11 protein-coding genes and 2 pseudogenes are annotated in these 24,017 nt (G+C 42.6%); 8 read left to right on the top strand and 5 right to left on the bottom strand.

Annotation, left to right across the window (positions count from 1 at the left end; translation table 11 throughout):
- The first annotated feature begins 54 nt into the window (after window positions 1–54).
- The 7 genes and pseudogenes from NXV01_RS16375 to NXV01_RS16405 all read left to right on the top strand — a co-directional run bounded on the left by NXV01_RS16375 (window position 55) and on the right by NXV01_RS16405 (window position 12,609).
- A complete protein-coding gene (locus NXV01_RS16375) occupies window positions 55–723 on the top strand; it encodes a DUF3826 domain-containing protein (protein WP_148366779.1) in 669 nt (222 codons plus the stop codon).
- A 205-nt stretch (window positions 724–928) separates the two neighbouring features.
- A complete protein-coding gene (locus NXV01_RS16380) occupies window positions 929–1,852 on the top strand; it encodes a glycoside hydrolase family 43 protein (protein ID WP_167511862.1) in 924 nt (307 codons plus the stop codon).
- Window positions 1,853–1,884: 32 nt separating this feature from the next.
- Window positions 1,885–5,205 carry an MGH1-like glycoside hydrolase domain-containing protein gene (locus NXV01_RS16385; protein ID WP_259022892.1) on the top strand — a complete coding sequence of 1,107 codons (3,321 nt, stop codon included), beginning with the start codon at window positions 1,885–1,887 and terminating at the stop codon, window positions 5,203–5,205.
- Between the two features lie 122 nt (window positions 5,206–5,327).
- Window positions 5,328–8,149, top strand: a pseudogene (locus NXV01_RS16390) (glycoside hydrolase family 78 protein).
- Between the two features lie 94 nt (window positions 8,150–8,243).
- Entirely contained in the window at window positions 8,244–9,578 is a 1,335-nt protein-coding gene (locus NXV01_RS16395) for a glycoside hydrolase family 28 protein (RefSeq protein ID WP_148366777.1), read from the top strand.
- Window positions 9,579–9,634: 56 nt separating this feature from the next.
- Window positions 9,635–11,596: pseudogene (locus NXV01_RS16400) on the top strand (DUF3826 domain-containing protein); the annotation flags it as partial.
- Between the two features lie 233 nt (window positions 11,597–11,829).
- Complete coding sequence (locus NXV01_RS16405; RefSeq protein WP_148366775.1) at window positions 11,830–12,609, top strand: patatin-like phospholipase family protein; 780 nt, start codon at window positions 11,830–11,832, stop codon at window positions 12,607–12,609.
- Between the two features lie 98 nt (window positions 12,610–12,707).
- Here the strand turns inward: NXV01_RS16405 and NXV01_RS16410 are convergent, their stop codons facing one another.
- The 5 genes from NXV01_RS16410 to NXV01_RS16430 form a co-directional block, all read right to left on the bottom strand.
- Entirely contained in the window at window positions 12,708–13,595 is an 888-nt protein-coding gene (locus NXV01_RS16410; RefSeq protein WP_259022893.1) for an SDR family NAD(P)-dependent oxidoreductase, read from the bottom strand.
- A 112-nt stretch (window positions 13,596–13,707) separates the two neighbouring features.
- Window positions 13,708–17,574 carry a family 78 glycoside hydrolase catalytic domain gene (locus NXV01_RS16415; RefSeq protein ID WP_259022894.1) on the bottom strand — a complete coding sequence of 1,289 codons (3,867 nt, stop codon included), beginning with the start codon at window positions 17,572–17,574 and terminating at the stop codon, window positions 13,708–13,710.
- A 114-nt stretch (window positions 17,575–17,688) separates the two neighbouring features.
- Entirely contained in the window at window positions 17,689–19,155 is a 1,467-nt protein-coding gene (locus NXV01_RS16420; protein WP_195650383.1) for a glycoside hydrolase family 140 protein, read from the bottom strand.
- 116 nt (window positions 19,156–19,271) lie between these two features.
- Window positions 19,272–20,477, bottom strand: a complete 1,206-nt coding sequence (locus tag NXV01_RS16425) for a glycoside hydrolase family 105 protein (protein WP_259022895.1) — start codon at window positions 20,475–20,477, stop codon at window positions 19,272–19,274.
- 13 nt (window positions 20,478–20,490) lie between these two features.
- Complete coding sequence (locus tag NXV01_RS16430) at window positions 20,491–22,959, bottom strand: glycosyl hydrolase family 95 catalytic domain-containing protein (protein WP_195650390.1); 2,469 nt, start codon at window positions 22,957–22,959, stop codon at window positions 20,491–20,493.
- 165 nt (window positions 22,960–23,124) lie between these two features.
- Here NXV01_RS16430 and NXV01_RS16435 point away from each other — a divergent pair, with 165 nt between their 5' ends.
- Window positions 23,125–23,916 carry a head GIN domain-containing protein gene (locus tag NXV01_RS16435; RefSeq protein WP_195650385.1) on the top strand — a complete coding sequence of 264 codons (792 nt, stop codon included), beginning with the start codon at window positions 23,125–23,127 and terminating at the stop codon, window positions 23,914–23,916.
- Window positions 23,917–24,017 lie beyond the last annotated feature (101 nt).

Genomic DNA, 24,017 nt, shown 5'->3' on the forward strand with positions numbered 1-24,017 from the left:
GTAAGGTGCCGGGGTCAAGTTTTCTTTCGGCATCTTGCTTTAAAAACAATATCAATGAAAAAGATACTGATACTATCATTGCTTTTTATTTCCGGTTGGATGTCCGCACAGACAGTCGACTTGAATAAAGAGAATCGTGATCCTGAATATGTGAAGTCTATTGTCGGTCGGTCACAGAAGATCGTTGATAAACTTGGGCTTACAGATGCGAAAATAGCCGAAGACGTTCGGAATATCATAGCCAATCGTTACTTCGAATTAAATGATATTTATGAAGTACGGGATGCAAAAGTCAAGAAGGTAAAAGATTCAGGGTTGACTGGTGATGCTAAAAATGAAGCACTGAAAGCTGCCGAAAATGAAAAAGATGCGGCATTATACCGTTCACATTTCGCTTTTCCTGCCGATTTATCCCTCTTTCTTGATGAAAAGCAAATAGAGGCAGTGAAGGATGGCATGACTTATGGAGTGGTGAAAGTGACTTATGACTCACATCTGGACATGATTCCGACTTTGAAAGAAGAAGAAAAAGCCCAGATATATGCTTGGCTGATAGAGGCACGTGAATTCGCATTGGATGCCGAAAATTCGAACAAGAAACATGCTGCTTTCGGAAAGTACAAAGGACGTATCAATAATTATCTGGCTAAACGTGGATATGACCTGAAGAAAGAACGTGAGGAATGGTATAAACGTGTAAAAGCCCGTGGAGGTTCTCTATAATAAAAAAATAAGATACTATAAAAAGAAGCGAAATTCTTTCCCATTGTAAATGGTTAGTTTGTTTGATGGTGGAAAGGGTGGCTCGGAGAGTCGCCCTTTTATCATATATAAATTTTGAATCTAATGATTCTTCTGTTATATTTGAGTACAAATTAGACTTATTATCGTCTCCTCTGTATAAAGGATACAATTATAGAATATAGAAATGAAAAAGTTAAGAAATACATTAGCTGCAATAAGTCTTCTGTTTTTGGCTTCTTGTGGAGGTAACAAAGACTACTATATGTTCACTTCATTTCATGAACCGGCTGATGAGGGATTGAGATACTTATATAGTGAGGATGGAATACATTGGGACAGTATTCCGGGAATCTGGTTGAAACCGGAATTGGGGCAGCATCAACTAATGAGGGATCCTTCAATGGTGCGCACTCCGGATGGAACCTACCATTTGGTCTGGACTACCAGTTGGAAAGGCGATTTGGGATTTGGTTACGCACATTCCAAAGACCTGATTCATTGGTCGGAGCAACAGATGATTCCTGTAATGGCAGACGAACCGACTACCATTAATGTATGGGCTCCGGAGATTTTCTATGACGACGAGAGTGAACAGTTTATGGTTGTATGGGCCTCTTGTGTCCCCGGGCGTTTTGAAAAGGGGATAGAGGAAGAGAATAACAATCATCGTTTATACTATATCACTACAAAAGATTTTAAGACAGTTTCGAAAGCAAAACTTCTGTACGACCCGGGATTCAGCACCATTGATGCTGTCATCGTGAAACGGGCGAAGAATGACTATGTCATGGTGCTTAAGGATAATACCCGTCCGGAGCGCAATCTGAAAATCGCTTTTTCCGATTCTATGACCGGACCTTATTCGCCGGCATCACAGCCTTTTACAGAATCCTTTGTAGAAGGACCGTCTGTAGAGAAGTTGGGCGATGATTATTTAATCTATTTTGATGTGTATAAGAAAAAAATATATGGTGCTATGCGTACAAAGGATTTCCGGAACTTTACAGACGTAACAGAAGAAGTAAGCATCCCTGTGGGGCATAAGCATGGAACAATATTCAAAGCTCCGGAATCAGTAGTAAAGGCATTGCTGGAAGAAAAGAAATAAATCCGGAACTAATTTAAAATCAGAAATAAATCATGAACAACTCTGCTAAAATTCTTTTTGTACTGGCTGCCGGATGGTTGACTACTACAGCCTTTGCACAAGATAGAATCCATTATACAGGAAAAGAATTATCGAATCCTGCTTATCACGACGGGCAACTGTCTCCGGTAGTCGGAGTACATAATATTCAATTGGTGCGTGCTAATCGCGAACATCCGGATGCTTCGAACGGTAATGGATGGACTTATAATCACCAACCGATGCTCGCTTATTGGAATGGGCAATTTTTCTATCAATATCTGGCAGATCCTTCTGATGAGCACGTACCGCCTTCACAGACTTTTCTGATGACTTCGAAGGATGGATATCACTGGACGAATCCGGAAATTGTATTTCCTCCTTATAAAGTGCCCGATGGATATACCAAAGAGTCTCGTCCGGGTGTGCAGGCCAAAGATCTGATTGCCATTATGCACCAACGTGTCGGATTTTATGTCTCTAAATCCGGCAAACTGATTACAATGGGGAATTATGGAGTTGCTTTGGATAAAAAGGATGACCCCAATGATGGAAACGGTATTGGCCGCGTAGTTCGTGAAATAAAGAAAGACGGCTCTTTCGGACCGATCTATTTCATTTATTATAATCATGGATTTAATGAAAAGAATACCGATTATCCATATTTTAAAAAAAGTAAGGATCGTGAGTTTGTAAAAGCTTGTCAGGAAATTCTTGATAATCCGCTGTATATGATGCAGTGGGTGGAAGAAGCCGACCGTGAAGATCCTATCATTCCGCTGAAGAAAGGATATAAAGCATTCAATTGCTATACATTGCCGGATGGACGTATTGCCAGTCTTTGGAAACACGCACTTACTTCTATCAGTGAGGATGGCGGACATACCTGGGCGGAACCGGTGCTTCGTGCAAAAGGTTTTGTCAATAGCAATGCAAAAATCTGGGGACAACGTCTAAGTGACGGAACGTATGCTACCGTATATAATCCGTCGGAATTTCGTTGGCCGCTAGCCATCTCTTTGAGTAAAGATGGATTGGAATATAAGACATTAAATTTGGTACATGGTGAAATCACTCCCATGCGCTATGGAGGAAATTATAAATCATACGGTCCCCAATATCCACGTGGTATTCAGGAAGGTAATGGAATACCTGCAGATGGTGATTTATGGGTTTCTTACAGTGTGAATAAGGAAGATATGTGGATTTCCCGCATTCCTGTTCCGGTAGAGATAAATGCTTCAGCACATGCGGACGATGATTTCTCAAACAATAAATCAATTGCAGAACTGACTGACTGGAATATTTATTCTCCGGTTTGGGCTCCGGTTTCTCTGGAAGGTCAATGGCTGAAACTGCAAGATAAAGACCCGTTTGATTATGCTAAAGTGGAACGTAAAATACCGGCTTCTAAAGAGTTGAAAGTCTCATTCGATTTGCAAGCCGGGCAAAATGATAAAGGCATCCTTCAGATTGAATTCCTGGATGAGAACGGAATAGCATGTTCCCGTATGGAACTTACTGATAATGGAATTTTCCGAATGAAAGGTGGCTCGCGGTTTGCCAACATGATGAAATATGAAGCAGGAAAGGTTTATCATGTAGAAGCGGTCCTTTCTACTGCCGATCGTAATATTCAAGTATATGTAGATGGTAAAAGAGTAGGGCTGCGTATGTTCTACGCACCTGTGGCTGCTATTGAACGGATCGTATTCCGTACTGGTACGCCTCGTACATTCCCGACTGTAGATACTCCTGCCGATCAGACTTATGATCTGCCAAATGCAGGTGCACAAGACTCATTGACAGAATATGGTATTGCCAATGTGAAAACATCTTCTACGGATAAAGATGCATCTTCTGCTTTTTTAAAGTATGCTGATTTCAGTCATTATGCCGACTATTTCAACAGTATGGAAGATGAGAACATCGTTCAGGCAATTCCTAATGCAAAAGCCTCGGAATGGATGGAGGAAAATATTCCTTTGTTTGAATGTCCGCAACATAACTTTGAAGAGATGTATTATTATCGTTGGTGGTCATTGCGTAAGCATATCAAAGAAACTCCTGTGGGATATGGTATGACGGAGTTCCTCGTTCAGCGTTCCTATTCTGATAAATATAACCTGATCGCTTGTGCGATCGGACATCATATTTATGAGAGCCGTTGGTTACGTGACCCGAAATATCTGGATCAGATTATTCATACATGGTATCGTGGCAATGACGGCGGTCCGATGAAGAAAATGGATAAGTTCAGCTCATGGAATGCGGATGCTGTATTGGCCCGTTATATGGTAGATGGGGATAAAGATTTTATGCTGGATATGAAAAAAGATCTGGAAACTGAATATCAACGTTGGGAACGTACGAACCGTTTGAAGAATGGATTGTACTGGCAGGGGGATGTACAGGATGGTATGGAGGAATCTATCAGTGGTGGACGGAAGAAAAAATATGCCCGCCCGACAATCAATAGTTATATGTATGGCAATGCCAAAGCACTTTCATGTATGGGAATTCTTTCCGGTGACGAGGGGATGGCTATGAAATATGGTATGAGAGCAGACACGTTAAGAAATCTGGTAGAAAATGAGTTGTGGAATACCCGTCACCAGTTTTTTGAAACGATGCGTACAGACTCTTCAGCAAATGTCCGTGAAGCAATCGGATATATTCCCTGGTATTTCAACCTGCCGGATACGACAAAGAAATATGAAGTTGCCTGGAAAGAGATTCTGGATGAAAAAGGTTTCTCTGCTCCTTACGGATTAACTACTGCAGAACGTCGTCATCCGGAATTCCGTACACGTGGAGTGGGTAAGTGTGAGTGGGACGGAGCTATCTGGCCGTTTGCTTCTGCACAGACATTGACAGCAATGGCTAACTTTATGAATAATTATCCGCAGACCGTATTGTCTGACAGTGTATATTTCCGTCAGATGGAATTGTATGTGGAGTCACAGTACCATCGTGGTCGTCCTTACATTGGCGAATATCTGGATGAAGTGACCGGTTATTGGTTGAAAGGGGATCAGGAACGTAGCCGTTACTATAATCATTCTACTTTCAACGATCTGATGATTACAGGGCTGATTGGACTTCGTCCGCGTCTGGATAATACAATTGAAGTAAATCCATTGATCCCTGCCGACAAATGGGATTGGTTCTGCTTGGATAATGTACTATATCACGGTCATAATCTGACGATTCTTTGGGATAAGAACGGCGATCGTTATCATTGTGGAAAAGGCTTACGCATTTTTGTGGATGGTAAAGAAGTCGGTCATTCAGATACATTGACAAGAATCGTTTGTGCAAATGTTCTTGAATGATAAATTTTAGGCACGGATTACACGGATTACGCTGTAGCTTTACGCGATCATATTTCTAAAAACCGTGAAATCCGTGTAATCCGTGCCTGATTTATCGTTTATCAAATAAAGATATATGAAAGATGAATTTTAGAAATTATTTTCTTTTAATACTGCTTTGTCTGCCATGTTTCATGCAGGCGAAGAATATAACAATCAGCCGTCTTACTTGTGAAATGCAGGAAGGTTTGGTTGTAGTTGAGGGGGCACCTCGTTTGGGATGGGTGATGGAATCGCCGGAAAATGGAACGCGACAATCCGCTTATGAGATTGACATTCGGGAAGCTTTTACAGGACGTCAAATTTGGAATAGTGGAAAAGTCTATTCTTCACAGAGCCAATTGGTTTCTATAGAAGGAGCAGATATACGTCCTGATAATCCGTTCAATTATAGTTGGCGTGTTCGTGTTTGGGATGAGACAGATGCACCCTCTGAATGGAGCCGTGAAGCACAGTTCCGCTCTGCTTCCTCAAGACTTTCCGAAGGAAAATGGATTGGAGCTATCACTCGCCAGAATGCTCATTTACCGGAAGGACGCAAGTTTCACGGTGGAGAGTTGAAGAAACCGGAGGTAAAGGCAGCTTGGGAAGCAGTGGATACTTTAGCAAAGAAAAGTATTTGTTTGCGAAGAACATTCCAGTGGGAGATACAACAGAAGGGAATACAAACCGTCAATCAAGCAAGAAAATAGTAGAGGCAACCGCATACGTTTGTGGCTTGGGATTCTATGAATTCTCTTTGAATGGCAAGAAAGTGGGCAACAGTGAATTTGCTCCGCTGTGGAGTGATTATGATAAAACTGTTTACTATAACACATATGATGTAACGGAACAATTACGGCATGGTGAGAATGCTGTGGGAATCTTATTGGGGAATGGATTCTATAATGTGCAGGGAGGACGTTATCGCAAATTACAGATAAGTTTTGGGCCTCCTACACTTTTATTTGAACTGGTTATTAATTACGAAGACGGAACATCTACTACACTCCGTTCTGACAATGACTGGAAATATGATTTTAGTCCGGTGACCTTCAATTGCATATATGGAGGTGAGGATTATGATGCACGTCGTGAGCAAAAAGGATGGAATCAGGTTGGCTTTGATGATAGTCATTGGCGTCCGGTAGTTATACAGGAAGCTCCTAAAGGAATACTACGTCCACAGATGGCTCCTCCGGTGAAAATCATGGAACGATATGATATTCAAAAGGTAACCAAACTAAATGCGGAACAGGTTGCTTCAGCTTCTAAATCGACTAAAAGAACTGTCGATCCTTCTGCTTTCGTGTTGGATATGGGGCAAAATCTGGCTGGCTTTCCGGAAATAACAGTACGTGGTAAACGTGGACAGAAAGTGACTCTGCTCGTAGCCGAAGCATTGACGGATGAAGGTGCCTGTAATCAGCGACAAACGGGACGTCAACACTATTATGAATATACACTGAAAGGTGAAGGTGACGAAACCTGGCATCCTCGTTTCTCTTATTACGGTTTTAGATATATTCAAGTCGAAGGAGCTGTCTTAAAAGGACAAAAGAATCCGCAGAAGTTGCCTGTGTTGAAGAATATTCAATCCTGTTTCGTATTTAATTCGGCTAAGAAAGTTTCCACTTTCGAATCATCCAACCGGATATTTAATGCTGCCCATCGATTGATCGAAAAAGCAGTGCGTAGCAATATGCAGTCTGTGTTTACAGATTGTCCGCATCGTGAAAAACTAGGCTGGCTGGAACAGGTGCATCTGAATGGTCCTGGGTTATTATACAACTATGATTTGACAGCTTATGCTCCGCAGATTATGCAGAATATGGCAGATGCGCAACATACCAACGGTGCCATGCCGACAACTGCTCCGGAATACGTGGTTTTTGAAGGTCCGGGCATGGATGCTTTTGCCGAATCTCCGGAATGGGGTGGTTCTCTGGTTATTTTCCCATTTATGTACTATGAGACGTATGGAGATGACTCGTTGATTAAGAGATATTATCCGAATATGCGCCGTTATGTGGATTATTTGAAGACTCGTGCAGAGATGGGTATTCTTTCTTTCGGCTTGGGAGATTGGTATGATTATGGAGATTTTCGTGCCGGATTCTCTAGGAACACACCGATTCCCCTGGTGGCTACCGCGCATTATTATATGACAGTAATGTATCTAATAAAAGCTGCGAAAATGGTTGGCAATGACTTTGATATTCATTATTATACTTCTTTGGCACATGAAATACTTGCCGCATTTAATAAATGTTTTCTCAATAAAGAGACAGCACAGTATGGTACAGGGAGCCAATGTAGTAATGCACTTCCGTTATTCCTCCAGATGACGCAGGATTCAGATGAACAAGGCAGTTATCAACCGGATGCAAAGTTGGATGAGAAAGTACTTATGAATCTGATTAAAGATGTGGAAGCACATGGCAATCGCTTAACGACCGGTGATGTGGGTAACCGCTATCTGATTCAGACATTGGCGCGTAATGGTCAGCACGAACTTATTTATAAGATGTTCAACCACGAAGAAGCTCCCGGATATGGCTTCCAGTTGAAATTCGGTGCAACAACCTTAACCGAGCAATGGGATCCCCGCCAAGGTTCTTCCTGGAATCATTTTATGATGGGACAGATTGATGAGTGGTTCTTTAATTCACTGGTCGGTATTCGTCCATCTACTACTTATCAAAAGTTTATCATCGCTCCCCAGCCTGTAGGAGATTTGAAATATGTCAAAGCATCGTATGAAACTTTATATGGTACTATTGTTGTGGATTGGACTAGCCAGAATGGAACTTTCACTTTAAACATATCTGTTCCGGTGAATACTACGGCTGTTGTTTATCTTCCGGGAGAAAAAGAACCCAAAGAGATACAGAGTGGAACATATCAATTGGTTTGTGCAAAATGAAAGAACCTTTTGCATATATTTGTAGAATTAAAAAAACAATGCATTCATGATTTTTTAGAAGGCAATGATGAAATATAATTTAATAATATCGATTATGAATTTACGGACAATTCTTCTCGTCTTTCTTTGCTTCTGTGCAACCACAGTTCTTCGTGCCGAGCGTGTGGATATGTTGAAGGCCGGTGCAAAAGCAAATGGTAAGGCTCTTAATACAAAGCTAATCAATTCGACGATTGATCGTTTGAACCGTGGTGGCGGAGGTACTCTTTTCTTTCCTGCCGGGACTTACCTGACAGGAAGTATCCATCTGAAAAGCAACATTACACTGGAGTTGGAAGCCGGAGCTACTTTGCTCTTTTCTGACAACTTCGATGACTACCTTCCTTTTGTTGAGGTTCGTCACGAAGGAGTGATGATGAAAAGTTTCCAGCCTTTGATCTATGCGGTAGATGCCGAGAATATTACCATCAAAGGAGAAGGAACTTTGGACGGACAGGGAAAGAAATGGTGGATGGAGTTCTTTCGTGTCATGATTGATTTGAAAGATAACGGCATGCGTGATATAAATAAATATCAGCCGATGTGGGATGCAGCAAACGATACGACAGCGATTTATGCTGAAACGAATAAGGATTATGTAACTACGTTGCAGCGTCGCTTTTTCCGTCCTCCGTTTATCCAGCCCGTCCGTTGTAAGAAAGTAAAGATTGAAGGAGTGAAAATTATCAATTCTCCTTTCTGGACGGTGAATCCTGAATTTTGCGATAATGTAACAATAAAGGGTATAACTATTGATAATGCCCCTTCACCAAATACAGACGGGGTTAATCCGGAATCCTGCCGCAATGTGCATATCAGTGACTGCCATATATCAGTGGGGGACGATTGCATAACCATCAAGTCCGGAAGAGATGCGCAGGCCCGTCGTTTGGGAGTACCTTGCGAAAATATTACCATAACCAACTGTACCATGCTTTCGGGCCATGGAGGCGTTGTTATCGGCAGTGAGATGAGTGGGAGTGTGCGTAAAGTGACTATTTCCAATTGCGTATTTGATGGAACGGATCGTGGAATCCGCATCAAATCAACCCGTGGAAGGGGAGGAGTTGTTGAAGACATTCGCGTTAGCAACGTTGTTATGAGCAATATTAAACAGGAGGCGGTCGTGTTGAATTTGAAATACAGTAAAATGCCTGCAGAACCAAAGAGTGAACGCACTCCGATCTTCCGTAACGTACATATCAGTGGAATGACTGTGACAGATGTAAAGACTCCAATCAAAATGGTGGGTTTGGAAGAAGCACCGATATCTGACATTGTTTTGCGTGATATTCATATTCAGGGAGGAAAACAGAAATGTATCTTCGAAAATTGTGAGCGTATCACGATGGATGATGTGATCGTCAATGGTGAAGAGATTAAAATGTAATCTTGCTCTACATCTGATGTCTTTATGATGACTTACTTAGAATCAAATAATTAAAAATGAAACGAATCCTTTTTACCATGCTTCTTGCCGCATCTCTTTCGGCTGAAGCGCAGACACAAACATACGAGACGGAATTTGCCCGTCCCTTGAATGAAGTACTGACGGATATTCAAAACCGTTTCGGAGTCCGTCTGAAATATGATATTGATACGGTAGGAAAAGTGTTGCCTTATGCCGACTTTCGTATTCGTCCTTATTCTGTAGAAGAATCCCTGACGAATGTATTGGCACCTTTCGATTATAAATTTGTCAAACAGAAAGGAAATATGTATAAGCTAAAAGCGTATGAATATCCACGTCGTACGGATGCAGACGGAGAAAAGATGCTGGCTTATTTGAATACTCTTTATGCAGATCGGCAGGCTTTTGAACTTCGTGTTGATTCTTTGAAAAAAGAAGTGCGTCAGCGTTTAGGTATCGATACTTTACTAGCTCAATGTGTTAAATCCAAACCTATTCTTTCGAAGATACGTAAATTTGATGGCTATACAGTGCAGAATTTTGCACTTGAAACACTTCCCGGCTTATATGTTTGCGGTTCTATCTACACACCTCAATCAAAAGGAAAACATGCCTTGATTATTTGTCCTAACGGACATTTTGGTGGCGGACGTTATCGCGAGGACCAGCAACAACGTATGGGCACTTTAGCACGTATGGGAGCTATTTGTGTGGATTATGATTTGTTCGGATGGGGAGAGTCGGCTTTACAAGTTGGCAGTGCGGCACATCGTAGTAGTGCGGCGCACACTATTCAGGCAATGAATGGCTTGTTGATTCTTGAGTCTATGCTTGCTTCCCGTAAGGATATTGATACCAGTCGTATCGGTACGAATGGTGGTTCTGGCGGGGGCACTCATACTGTTTTGTTGAGTGTATTAGATGACCGTTTTACTGCTTCTGCTCCCGTGGTGAGCCTTGCTTCTCACTTTGACGGTGGCTGTCCGTGTGAAAGCGGAATGCCCATTCAACTTTCTGCGGGAGGAACCTGTAATGCGGAACTAGCTGCTACTTTTGCCCCTCGTCCACAACTCGTTGTATCTGATGGTGGCGACTGGACGGCTAGTGTTCCTACTCTTGAATTTCCTTATTTGCAACGAATTTATGGATTCTATAACGCGAAAGACAAAGTAACGAATGTGCATCTCCTCAAGGAGAAACACGACTTTGGATCGAACAAACGGAATGCTGTTTATGATTTCTTCGCAGACGTGTTCAAGTTGGACAAAAAGATGCTGGACGAAAGCAAAGTTACCATTGAACCGGAATCTGCGATGTATAGTTTTGGAGAAAAAGGAGCTTTGCTTCCCGAAGATGCCATCCGGTCATTTGACAAGGTAGCCGCCTATTTTGACAAGAAGGCCTTTGCTGATTTAAAATCAGATGCTTCTCTTGAAAAGAAAGCTATGGACTGGGTAGCTTCTTTAAAGTTGGATGATGAGAAAAAGGCAGGTTTTGCGGCAACAGCTATTTATAACCATCTTCGTAAAGTTCGCGACTGGCACAATGAGCATCCCTATACAACAATTCCCGAGGGTATCAATCCTCTTACAGGCAAACCGCTTTCCAAGCTCGACCGTGAAATGATTGCAGATTCTGCTATGCCGAAAGAAGTACATGAAAGGCTAATGAAAGAGTTACGCAGAGTATTGACTGAAGAACAGATAGAACAAATCCTCGATAAATATACGGTAGGTAAAGTCGCTTTTACCTTGAAAGGTTATCAGGCCATTGTGCCCAATATGACAGAGGAGGAAACTGCTTACATCCTGGAACAGTTGAAGCTGGCTCGCGAACAGGCTATTGACTATAAGAATATGAAGCAGATCTCTGCTATCTTCGAAATTTATAAAACCAAATGCGAACAGTATTTCAATGAGCACGGTCGTAACTGGCGTCAGATGTTCAAGGATTATGTGAATAAGCGAAACGCAGAAAAAAAAAGCCCAAGAAAAGAAATAAATAGGGGTAAGACCTTTTTCCTTCCTATATATCGGAGTATAATCCGGGACAATAAAGAAGAATATAATAGAGCTATGCTTTGCAACAGACAAAGCATAGCTTTATCATCTCTAAAGCATAGCTTTAGCTCTCATAAAACGCTGCTATAAATTATTTCTTCGCGATTACTAAACATCTTTTTCGCTGAAAATGTGTTATTTTGTAGATAACTATTTGAAATGTAGATGATATGGATAAGCAAAAAGTAGCATTGGTCCTTTCTATGGGAGGAGCACGTGGGATAGCACATATAGGAGTAATTGAAGAATTGCTCCGTCACAATTTTGAGATCACTTCTATTGCAGGAAGCTCGATGGGAGCTATGGTGGGGGCGATGTACGCTTCAGGAAAGATGGAAGAATGTAAGGAATGGCTATATAGTTGGGATAAACGTAAGATGTGGGAATTGGCGGATATTACCTTAAGCCGGGATGGATTGGTGAAAGGTGACCGTTTTATCAAAGAACTGAAACAGATTATTCCGGACATGAATATTGAAGACCTGCCTGTCCCTTATGTAGCAATGGCTACGGATATTGTCCGCGATCAGGAAGTGAGGTTTGACAGGGGGAGCTTACATGAAGCTATCCGTGCATCTATTTCCATCCCCATGCTTTTCCGTCCGTTGAGAAAAGACGGTATGGTTCTGATTGACGGAGGCATTCTGAATCCTCTTCCATTGGCTCATGTAAAACGCATTGAAGGAGATATCCTGATAGCTGTCGATGTGAATGCACCCCTCGATTCCGGAAAGAAAAAGAAAATATCTCCTTATAATCTATTGACAGAATCTTCAAGAATGATGATGCAACAAATCACTCGTTACCAGATAGAGCGTTGTCAGCCGGATATCTTAATTCAGATGTCCGGCGATACCTATGATATGTTGGAGTTTCATCATGCAGCTTCGATAGTGAAGACAGGAGTGGAAGTTACCCGAAGCGTGTTGCAAGAGTCTCATGGTGATTAATGATATGATAAAGACATATCATTGTATCTGATAAATATAATATTGGGCAATAATAGATATTATTATATCTGTTACAGAGGTAATAATATCATCTCAAGTTACTCCGGATAAATCATCTTTTTCGTCATTCCTCCGTCAATCGTGATATTTTCTCCATTGATGAAATCATTGTTTTCTTCACAGAGAAACAAACACATACGGGCAATATCTTCCGGTTTGCCTACCCGTCGCGAAGGATGCTGTGAATGATCTTCCGGTCGGAGTTGGTCATAATCATGAGTTTGTATCCATCCCGGAGCAATAGAGTTGACGGTGATATTCCATTCGGATAACGACAAGGCCAGTGCATGAGTTAAAGAATAGATACCACCTTTAGAGGCTGCATAACCTTCACTTCCCGGTTCACTCATCAGGTAACGTGTGGAGCAGATATTGATAATCCGGCCGTATGGGTTAGGAGAGGACTGCTCTTTACGATGTATGGCAAGCAGGCGGGAGGTGATAAATACAGGGCGTAGATTGATAGAAAGAATTTTGTCGAAATCCTCTACGCTCGTTTCGGTGATAGACGAAAATTGACTGATACCGACGTTGTTGATAATAATATCAATATCATTCCATTCGGAAAGAATACGTTGCATGCAACTTTCAAGTGCATCCTTATCGCTGACATCGACTTTATAGAATATAGCTCCGGTTGCTTTTGCAGTCTCTTGTCCCGCTGTTTCATTTATATCACAAAAAGCGACTTGATCGCCGGACAGGCAAAAAGCTTCTACTATTGCCTTGCCTATACCTTCCGCTCCCCCTGTTATAAATACTCTTCTTTTGGAGGGGGCTGACTTTGAGGTCATTGGACTACACGAAGCCGATTCAGCCGGATGAACTGTTGTAGATTTCTTCTTACCATATTTCTGTGCTTGTTTCCAAGCAGCCTTTCTGGCTTCATATTGTTCCTGTTGTCTTTCTATATAATTATCTGCCATCGTTCTTTTTTATTTATTGGCAAATGTAAAATATAAAATGGATAAATACAAAGAATCGACCGCTCTTTTGCGGACAAAGGAGCGGTCGATTTTATTCAGATGACGGTTCAATTTAAAACTTCGTCGGATCTATCTCTGCATATTTAATTCGTTGGCGACGCCAAGTGTAAATAGCATGCAGTTTTCCGTCTTTTCCCTGGATAATACTAGGATAAGAGTATTGGCTGATCGGACTGTCTTCCAATGTAAGAACAGGCTTCCAGTTGATGCCATCTTCTGATACGGCTACACAAAGCGGGGTACGCGGACCTTTCGGAGTTCCGGGTAATGTAGAGAAATTATTGTAGATAAGTATATGTCTGCCGTCTTTCATTGTCACAGCATCCGTTCCGGAATTATTATTCGGAACATCCAGCAGCGTTACTTTACTCCACGTATCACCATTATCGCTGCTCCATGCAGTTGCTACTTGTGCATTACGTGTACGGCAGAGTACCTGTAATCTCCCGTCTTTATGCTTCAGAATACTAGGTTGTATCGCATAAACAGGTTTGGCTCCTTCTCCTCTGATCGCTTCTCCTCCTTCCTGATCGTCCACATTCATGCCACCTTTTTTACGGTTTTGGGTGGGGACGGATAACTCGGCATCCAGTGGACCTACCATCTTCCAGGTCTTGCCTTTATCATCGGAAATCTCGAAGTGAATACGCCATCCGTTACTTCCTTCCGTACTGGAAGGACAGATGATACGCCCATTGATATATTCCGGCTTATTCTTAATAGGTCCAAGAAAACCTTCCGGAAGCGGTTCGCGTTTGCTCCAAGTCTTTCCTCCGTCACGTGAACGAACCAGCCATCCTGTCCAGTCACTCACTTTCAGACCTATTTTATAGAACAGAATCAAGTCACCTCCGGGAATCTGGAAAAGAACCGGATTCCAACAAGCTTTTCTGCGGGCAATAAGTTTTCCTTTCTCATCTTTCACAGGTGTACAAGTTGAATCGATTCCAGCCAATGCAGCTTGTGAATCTTTGAGCAAGAACACACCGTCAGCGGCAAGTTTGGGGGCAGTCCATTCTTTGGAACCTTTCGGCTTACGACATACCCAGATGCAACAATCCGGATTGCGTTCTTTGGTTCCTCCGAAGAAAGAAGCTACGAGATCACCGTTCTTCAATTCTACAATCGTAGCTCCGTGACATTCGGGGAAAGAAGCTTTCTCGTACAGGAATTCATCACTTAGAATAGCCGTATTCCGGGTGGGGATGTCTACACTGAAGTGATATTTTCCCGATCCGATCTTTTCCTTCCGTCCATCCGGTAGGTGCACTTCACCTGTTGTATTGGCAGGAAGCTCGATGTCCCATTCCAGATGAATAGGAGTCTTTGCCCACCGACTGGTTATTTTCCCGTAGATGCTCATGTATGATGCATCCACATTGCTTAACTCCTGGATTTCAAAAGCCGGTTGGAAAACGATATGTTTGTAACCGGACTTCCAGCGGTCTGCACGAATACCTGCCAGATTATTGAAACACCAAGGTAATAAATCACCTAAAAGCATCACGTGATTACCACTGTTCATTTCAGGATTGGCTGTATCACCGTTCCATAATTCCCAAATAGTGGTAGCACCTTTTTCAACCATATATCCCCAGGAAGGATATGTTTTATTGGTAGCCAGTAAATAAGCTACATCGGCATGTCCACGGCGGCTCAATTCACGCAATAACCATTGTACGCCGATTACTCCGGTACTTATATGTCCTTTGTTGGTCGTAATAATAGAAGCCACGGCATTTTGGGCTACCGCATTGATCTGATTTTTAGGAACCAGTCCGAAGGCAAGTGGCAAAATATTGGCAGTAACCGTGTTGTTGCCATAGAAAATACTATCCGGATATAAGGCATGTCCCGGCACGAGTGAGGTGCTTTCTTTTACGTGTAGGAAACGGGCGTTGAATGCATCTTTCATGCGATGTTCCAAATCTTCCCATTCTTTTGCGTCAGCTTCCAGTCCTTGCAGACTAGCAAAGCGATGCATCAGTTGCAGTACCTTTAGATAATAAGCGGTTGCGATCAAATCTCCATCAGTCTTGCGGGATGGGTCTTTACTGTGAATCAACTCCAGTGATTCGGGTGGAACGCACCAGTCACCATATTTATCTTTGGTGATGATATATTCCTCTGTCATGTAGTATTTGCGGATATGAGATACCCATTTCTTGATAGCAGGATAATTCTCCTCGATCGGACGTTTGTCTCCAAAGTTAGTGAAAAGCATGTCGCAGGCCATAGGTAAAGCGGCAGGCCAAGTCACATTATCCGAGTAATAATTCCAGTATGCCGGAGCCACATCAGGAATACAGCCATCTTCACGTTGTGCTTCGCGAATGTCACGCGTCCATTTGGTGTACATGGCATAATTATCGAAAAGCATACTCTCTCCCCAACACCCCATGGTACGGTCGCCCAACCATGGCTGGCGCTCATTCCGTTGTGGACAGTCTACCGGCATACCTTTATAATTACTCCGGATTCCCCAGAATGCATTACGGATAATCTTATTCAGAGTCTCGTCAGAACAGCTGAAAGTTCCGGTATGCTCCATTTCATCTTCTACTACCTCAGCAACGAAATCTTCAGCCTTCGCATTCGGATAACCGCTAACTTCTACATAGCGAAATCCATGATAGATAAAACGAGGTGCCCAGGTAGCATCTTTTGTTTCGCGTCCACTGACAACATATACATCTGTAGAACGGGCATCCCTAAAATTTCTGGTGTAAAGTTCACCATTGCTTTGCAGACTTTCTGCGAAACGGAGGCGGATACTGTCACCAGCCTGTCCTTTAACTCGGAAACGTACCCATCCTGCCATATTCTGACCGATATCCAAGATATATTTATTGCCGAGCTTTTTAATGGAAACAGGTTTCAACGTTTCTGTGACTTTCATACCGGGCATCATTTGCGCACGCAATGTTCCCGAAGGAATGCTCACACGTTGTGCCGGCATCCAGTTTTTGTCATCATACCCGGTTTGAGTCCAGTTTCCTAACTCTTTACGGGCGTCGTACTCTTCACCATCGTATTCATTATTGCTACGGATAGGACCGTCAGTTGTCAATTTCCAAGTGGTGTTTGAAGCAATCGTTTCTTTGCTGCCGTCTGCATATTCCACAATCAGATTCAACCGAAGTTTAGGATAGCCGAAAGTCGGTATCTTATACGGTTTATAGTTTTGGCGCATCGTATAGAAACGACCATTTCCGAGAGTTACTCCAATAGCATTCTCTGTTTGAAGCAACGATGTGACATCATAGGTGTTGTACAGAAGCGTTTTCCGATAGTCGGTAGGAGCAGGAGCCAGAACTTGATTGCCGATACGTTGTCCGTTGATAAACAGTTCATACAATCCCATTCCGGCAATGTGCACTGTGGCACGTTTCACTTCTTTCTTCAATGCAAATTCTTTGCGGAGATAGCGGGCTGCCAAGCGGCTCCATTGTGTTTCGCTGTCTCCGGGAGCAGCTTTATCCAAACCAATCCATTGCCCTTGCCAATCCGCTTCATTAAACAGTCCTGTAGTCCAGAAAGCCGGAGTACTCCAATCTGTTGTCCCCTTGTTGGTGTCGATTTTCACTTTCCAATAGTAGGGAGCATTACGCTTTAGCGTTTTTCCTTGATAAGCGATCCATTGGGAAGCGTCAGATTCAATCTTTCCTGAATCCCAGATATCCCCTTTTCCTTGTTCCAATAGCTCTGGGGAAGATGCAACAAGAATGTGATACGCAGTTTGTATCACATTCTGTCCATCCGATTCGATGCGCCAACTCAATCGAGGTTGGCGCACATCGATACCTGCCGGATTTTTCAACTGTTCTGTTCGCAGGTCAGTGATACCTATGGCTGCGTATATGGACCCGGTAAAGAGCAGAAGGGAAAATAGGAATAATATAAATATTCTTTTATTCATAAGTAGGTTTTCATCTATAAATTTAGGCACGGATTACACGGATTACACGGCTTTTAGAATTATGATTGCGCAAAGCAACCGTGAAATCCGTGTAATCCGTGCCTCATAATATAATTATTTATTCCATTTTTGTTGTGCATCCGGTAACTCTGTCCAGTCCTTCTCCATATAGTTTTTACAGCTGTCCACTACAATCAGGATATGATCGTTTCCACTGCAGTAACCACTGTCATGTTGAAATTTGTGCACTCCATTATCAAATTCACCGATATATTCCAGCTTGCCATCTTTCGTAGTGAACCACCAAGCGTTCTTCTTCGCACCACTGATCTTATTGAAATCAACTTCCATCGGACGTCCGGTGTAGTTGTATACCATCAGATAATCATTACCACGTGTAGCGATAGCTCGGTCATAACGTTCTCCATTCTGTCCTACGATGACAGACTGATCGGGTATACGTTCGAAGAACGGGAAAGTCAACATCAGGTTTTTCAGATACTTCATTTGATTGTAACCCGGATCATCCAGTGCTTCATACCAAGGCTTTTTAGCGCCATAAGCACCACCTACACCCGGTTTGATAAATTGCATGATAGAATTATGACCGTATGTATGTCCGAAAGAACCGGCAAATACCGACCAGTAAGCATACCGGCGTACATCATAGTCTTTCCAGAGCAATTCGTTCTCATCATGCAGGCCATGAGGAATTTCTTCGTAAATCGGTTCACCGTCAATCACGGGTTTCATTGGCTTCATAGCCAAGCTACGCTCTACGAAACGCCAGTTATCTTCTTCCGTATTTTCTTCAATAGGATAATCACCGTCTCCGAAACGTTGCCCGTAGCGGCGGTGTCCGCTTTGAAACATATTGAAATCCAACCAGGGAGCATTGTTAAACCAAGTAGCAGAAGTTGTTCTTCCACGCGGATGGAATGTCATCAGGTGATTCTTGTCGATAGCTTTGATAGAAGTGGCCAGAGCTTCCCATTCGGCGGTTTTTACATCGCCACGGATGTCTCCGCCGATAAACCAGATAATGTTCGGTTCGTCCTTATAACGTTCTGCCAGAAACTTACCGTATGCTTTTGCTTGGTCAACAGTCATTTCACCCCGGTTCACAGGACTTCCCCAAATACAGACCATACCAATATACAAACCCTTCTTTGCTGCTGTACGGATAATATAATCCATGTGATCCCAGTAACCGTATACACCTTTTTGATTGATGTTTTTGAAGTTGTATCCGTCAATCATCGAATACTGTCCGTAGATATTCATAGACGGAACATTATTCAATGTTTGAACCTGAATCACATTATATCCGCGGCGTTTACATTGTTCCAGATAATATTCGGCTTCATCCCGGTTCAAGCGTTCGGGTAATAACCATCCCGTTTCGCCTAACCAAAAGAAAGGAGCACCGTTTTCATGTTTCAGGTAACGTCCCTCTTCGGAAACTACAAGCTTTCCGTTGTTCCAGGGAATGTACGTCTTTTGCGTTTTCTTCTGTGCCGCTGCCGGGATAACTAAAGTTAGCAACAGCAATAAGAGAGGAAGAATCTTGAATTTTCTCATTGTATTTTATCGTTTTTAGTTTATTGTTTTCGAATATTAGGCACGGATTACACAAATTACGCTGTTGCTAGTCATATTTCAAAAGCCGTGAAATTCGTGTAATCCGTGTCTAAAAATTATTTTTTCTCTGTCATTTTCTCATATTCAATGGCAGCCAGAATAAATGAACCGACCGATTTCGGATCATTCTCTATGATCGGTTCACTGATATAATATTCAAATGAGCCGTCACGGTATCTTTTCGAGTCTCCGCCCAATCCTGCCACTGCACAGCAGTTAGTGATTGTATAGCTACCATCTTCTTCAAGACGGGTGAATGTCTTTACCATTCCATCAAAGGCTTTCTTTGTCGGTTCGATATATTCGTTGCCAAGATATCCTTTATTGATAGCTTTGGCGAGAGTGTAGATAAACAAGGCAGTAGCAGATGACTCCAGATAATTACCTTCCCGTGCTCCCTGATCGATCACCTGATACCAGGTTCCGGATTGAGGATCCTGATATTTCACAAGCGTTTTTGCCAATCCTTGCAAAATCTGTATAATGCTGTCGCGTTCGGCAGTTTCCTGTGGCAGGAAGTCCAGTACATCTACGATAGCCGCTCCGTACCATCCGATGCTGCGACTCCAGAAATTAGGAGAGCAACCCGTTTCGGGATTTGCCCATTTCTGTTCCCGGCTTTCATCCCATCCGTGATAATACAATCCTGTTGCAGGATCATAAGTCTTACTATTTATTAAAAGAATCTGTTTCGTTGCTTCGTCAAATAAAGCCGGTTCGTTGAAAGTGGCCCCATATTGAACCAGATAAGGAGAAGCCATAAAGATTCCGTCCAGCCACATTTGATGAGGGTATCTCAATTTATGCCAGAACCCTCCTTCACTGGTACGGGGCTGCTCTGCCATTTGTTTGCGCAAAGTATCCATGGCAATTTTATAACGTTCGTCTCCGGTCTGTGCATAAAGATCGAAAAGAATCTTTCCGCCGTTGACGTTATCAATATTGAATGAAAGATATTTCATGGTTTTGATACGTCCGTCGGCATCAATCAAGCTATCCGCATAGATCTTGGCATAATCATAATATGTGCTGTCTCCGGTATGTTTCCATTCTTCCAACATGGATTTCACTACTAGTCCGTGGGTATATCCCCAACGTGGTTTCTTAGCTTTTTCAATCATCCAGGGTTCGGGGAAACGTTTCATTTCGGAACGTGCCATGCGTTCACTCCATTTTTCTGTTTCTACTTTTTGAGGTGCTGTGCATGCCAGGAAACAAACCGTTCCACAAGCTACCATCAGTTTTAATAAGTTTTTGTTCATATCGGTCGAGTTATTATTTTCCAATCAATACATATTCTTGTCCTGCTTTGGTAGGCAGATCATAGACATAAGTCTCTGCAATTTCCACCTTATTCAGGTTTGCCTTTTCGTTAATCAATGGTTCGGGAATAGTGGGAACGGCATAAAGAGGATTCGGGTTTTCACCTTTGGCACGCTTCAGACCCTTGCCTGTTAATGGGTTGAGTGAACGTAAGCGACAGTTACCTCCCTTATGAGATTTCACAACCAGACGGCTTACTTTCCCGTTTTTCCAGCTCAAATCAAGTTCGAAACTTCCACGTGCAATAATTCCTTTGATAGAACCTTCCTGCCAGACGGTAGGAAGTGCAGGAAGCAGATAAATAAAACCATCGTAACTTTGCATCAACATTTCTGCAATACCTGCGGCACAACCGAAGTTTCCATCGATCTGGAATGGTGGATGCGCGTCGAACAGGTTAGGGTAGGTGCCTCCTTTTTTCTTCTCATTGCGCACAAGAGTCAACTGATCTGTAATCAGTTTGTAAGCGTGGTCACCATCAAGCAAGCGAGCCCAGAGGCAAACTTTCCATCCCATGCTCCATCCGGTCGACGGGTCGCCGCGATGAATCAGAGAAGTACGTGCTGCATCGAATAATTCAGGAGTACGATAAGGAGAAATCTGATTGCTGGGGAATAGTCCGTATAAATGAGAAATGTGGCGGTGTACATCTTTCGGGTCATCCCAGTCGAACATCCACTCCTGTAATTGTCCCCAATGTCCTACTTGCATAGGAGCCATTTCTTTGAGACGTTGGGCCAGGTGAGTGGCAAATTCCTGATCTGTGTCCAGTATTTGAGAAGCAGATATAATTGCTGTCCAAAGATCGAAGACCAATTGGTTGTCCATGGTGCATCCGGCAGCTGTAGTGGCTTTTCCGTCACTCCCCGAATGTACATTCTCCGGTGAATTACTGGGGCAGACTACCAACCAGTTGTGTACCGGCTCTTTCACCATGATTTCATCAAAGAAACGTCCGGACTCTTTCAGTATCGGGTAAACAGAACGCAGGAACTCAATATCTCCGGTGTATAGATAACGTTCCCAGAGATGCCGGCAAAGCCATGCACCACCACTGGGCCACATACCTGAAGGAGCTTTATCAACCGCCCCTGTGATGCGCCATATATCCGTGTTATGATGTAATACCCATCCGTTGGCTCCATACATAACCTTAGCCGTCTCTTTTCCTGTATTGCTAACCTCTTTTATCAAGCGGAATAACGGTTCATTCAACTCACTTAGATTCGTTACTTCTGAAGGCCAGTAATTCATTTCCAAATTGATGTTACAGGTATATTTACTGTCCCAGGAAGGGAATAATTTATCATTCCAGATTCCTTGCAGGTTGGCGGGCTGTCCTCCCGGTTGGGAAGAACAGATCAACAGATAACGTCCGAATTGGAAATAAGTGGCAACCAGATGAGCATCATTGGTGTTCTTGAAATTTTCCACACGCTTATCGGTTGGCACATTTGCATATTGGTCTTTTCCTAAATCGAGAGAAACGCGTGTCAGGTATTGCCGGTAGAAATCAACGTGGCTCTTTTTCGATTCGATGAATGGATGAACCATTGCCTTCTCCAAATAGTTTTTTGCCCGTTCTACTTGATTACCGGTAATGTCTTGATAATTATTGAAATTAGTCGCAATAGATACATAGATGATTGCTTCGTCGGCTTTCTCAACAGAAAGTATCCCATCGGCACAAGCTATTTCTCCACCTTTATTTTTAGCAGTCAATCTGCCTTGAAATTCCACTTTCCCTTTCAACCCCTCATGCAAGGAGGATACTCCTGAAAGAGTTACGCAGTTTCCTGCTTCAGAAGCGATCATTACGTCCTGGTGAGGCGAAGTCAGTTGAGCGTTAAATGTAATTTGTCCGGGACGATTGGCTGTCAGGCGCACCATTACTACCTGATCGGTAAATGAAGTAATCGTTTCGCGTTGATATTGCACTCCGTCTACTTCATAACGCACCATCACACGGGCTGAATCCAGACTTAACTCCCGATAATAGTTGGAATAACGGGTATGACCGGGAAAGGCAATTCGCAAATCACCGAAACTTTGATATGGCATTCCGGAATTCGTCTTTGCCATCACCTTTTCTGTAGCGAGAGTCTGTGCTTCCAGGTATTTTCCGGCAAAAACAAGTTCACGCACTTTGGGAATATACTCCAGCGCGTCCGGATTGGCGTTGTTATTGGGGCGTCCTGCCCAGATCGTTTCTTCGTTTAGTTGTATTTGTTCTGTCCCTGGTGTCCCATAAACCATGGCTCCCAGGCGTCCATTTCCCAAAGGTAGTGCTTCTGTCCATACCTGTGCCGGGCAGTCATACCATAGTTTATATTCTTGTGCAGACACATTCGTTTCCTGCGCATGAATGCAGCCCACAGACATCAGTACAAACAGGTACCCGATTAATCTTTTTTTATTCATTTCCATCTAACTGCTTTTATACTTTTATAAAAGGACGTTTAATGGGGGATTTTGTACCCACTATGCAGGTACTAAGAAGTAGGAATGATTTATTATTCTTTCAGTTGCCATACTTTGAAATATACTTCCTATATTTGTCAGTAGAATATTTAATAAGAAGAAATTATGAAAAGTTTTAATGTTACATCTATGTTAGTAGTGCTGATGTTCTTGTGCTTTACAGGAATACAGGCACAAACCGTTACTCCTAGTAAGAAATATATCACGAAAGAACTGAATAACGTGAGCAATTTCAGTTCAATCAGAGTTCTGGGTAGTCCCGACGTTGAGTATCGTCAGAGTAATGGTTCTAAAACAACAGTTTCTATATATGGCTCGGATAATCTGGTTGACCTGTTGGAGGTATCTACGGTAAATGGAGTGCTACAGGTAAATATAAAGAAAGGCGTTAAGATTCTTAGCGGAGAACGCCGGTTGAAAGTGATTGCCTCTTCTCCTTCATTGGATAATGTCGATATTAAAGGCTCGGCCGATGTATATCTGAAAGGTACTATCAAAGGAGCTGACTTAAATCTGAATATAACAGGTTCCGGAGATATTGAAGCTGAAAATCTGCAATATACCAATCTTTCCGCTTTTGTAAAAGGTAGTGGAGATATTGACGTGAAGAATGTGAAGGCCACTACTGTAAAAACGATAGTTAGCGGTTCCGGTGACGTGAAAATAAAAGGTGCCACTCAAATGGCTATGCTGACTGTGAATGGTTCCGGTGATATCAGTGCCGACAAGCTGACGGCTACTAATGTCGTTGCTACAGTTTCAGGTTCCGGCGATATATCTTGTTACGCTTCCAAACAGTTGGACGCAAAAGCCAGTGGCAGCGGAGATATTGAATACAAAGGAAGTCCTTCTATTGTAAATAAGCAAGGTAAGAAAGACTCAATTTCCGGCAAGTAAGAAATTAGATCCTGCAGAAAGCGGGTAAATATGTGCAATGTTACATATTTACCCGCTTTTTGCTATAAACAAACGTAAATACGGTTTTAAAGCCATTAAAA

The sequence above is a fragment of the Bacteroides sp. BFG-606 genome, from assembly GCF_024788145.1.
Lineage (GTDB): Bacteria > Bacteroidota > Bacteroidia > Bacteroidales > Bacteroidaceae > Bacteroides > Bacteroides vicugnae.

What these genes read in the sequence shown, in the direction of transcription:
- NXV01_RS16425 (WP_259022895.1), bottom strand. Translation starts at nt 20,477, where the DNA reads ATGAACAAAAACTTATTAAAACTGATGGTAGCTTGTGGAACGGTTTGT.
- NXV01_RS16395 (WP_148366777.1), top strand. Translation starts at nt 8,244, where the DNA reads ATGAATTTACGGACAATTCTTCTCGTCTTTCTTTGCTTCTGTGCAACC.
- NXV01_RS16380 (WP_167511862.1), top strand. Translation starts at nt 929, where the DNA reads ATGAAAAAGTTAAGAAATACATTAGCTGCAATAAGTCTTCTGTTTTTG.
- NXV01_RS16435 (WP_195650385.1), top strand. Translation starts at nt 23,125, where the DNA reads ATGAAAAGTTTTAATGTTACATCTATGTTAGTAGTGCTGATGTTCTTG.
- NXV01_RS16375 (WP_148366779.1), top strand. Translation starts at nt 55, where the DNA reads ATGAAAAAGATACTGATACTATCATTGCTTTTTATTTCCGGTTGGATG.
- NXV01_RS16405 (WP_148366775.1), top strand. Translation starts at nt 11,830, where the DNA reads ATGGATAAGCAAAAAGTAGCATTGGTCCTTTCTATGGGAGGAGCACGT.
- NXV01_RS16420 (WP_195650383.1), bottom strand. Translation starts at nt 19,155, where the DNA reads ATGAGAAAATTCAAGATTCTTCCTCTCTTATTGCTGTTGCTAACTTTA.
- NXV01_RS16385 (WP_259022892.1), top strand. Translation starts at nt 1,885, where the DNA reads ATGAACAACTCTGCTAAAATTCTTTTTGTACTGGCTGCCGGATGGTTG.
- NXV01_RS16410 (WP_259022893.1), bottom strand. Translation starts at nt 13,595, where the DNA reads ATGGCAGATAATTATATAGAAAGACAACAGGAACAATATGAAGCCAGA.
- NXV01_RS16415 (WP_259022894.1), bottom strand. Translation starts at nt 17,574, where the DNA reads ATGAATAAAAGAATATTTATATTATTCCTATTTTCCCTTCTGCTCTTT.
- NXV01_RS16430 (WP_195650390.1), bottom strand. Translation starts at nt 22,959, where the DNA reads ATGAATAAAAAAAGATTAATCGGGTACCTGTTTGTACTGATGTCTGTG.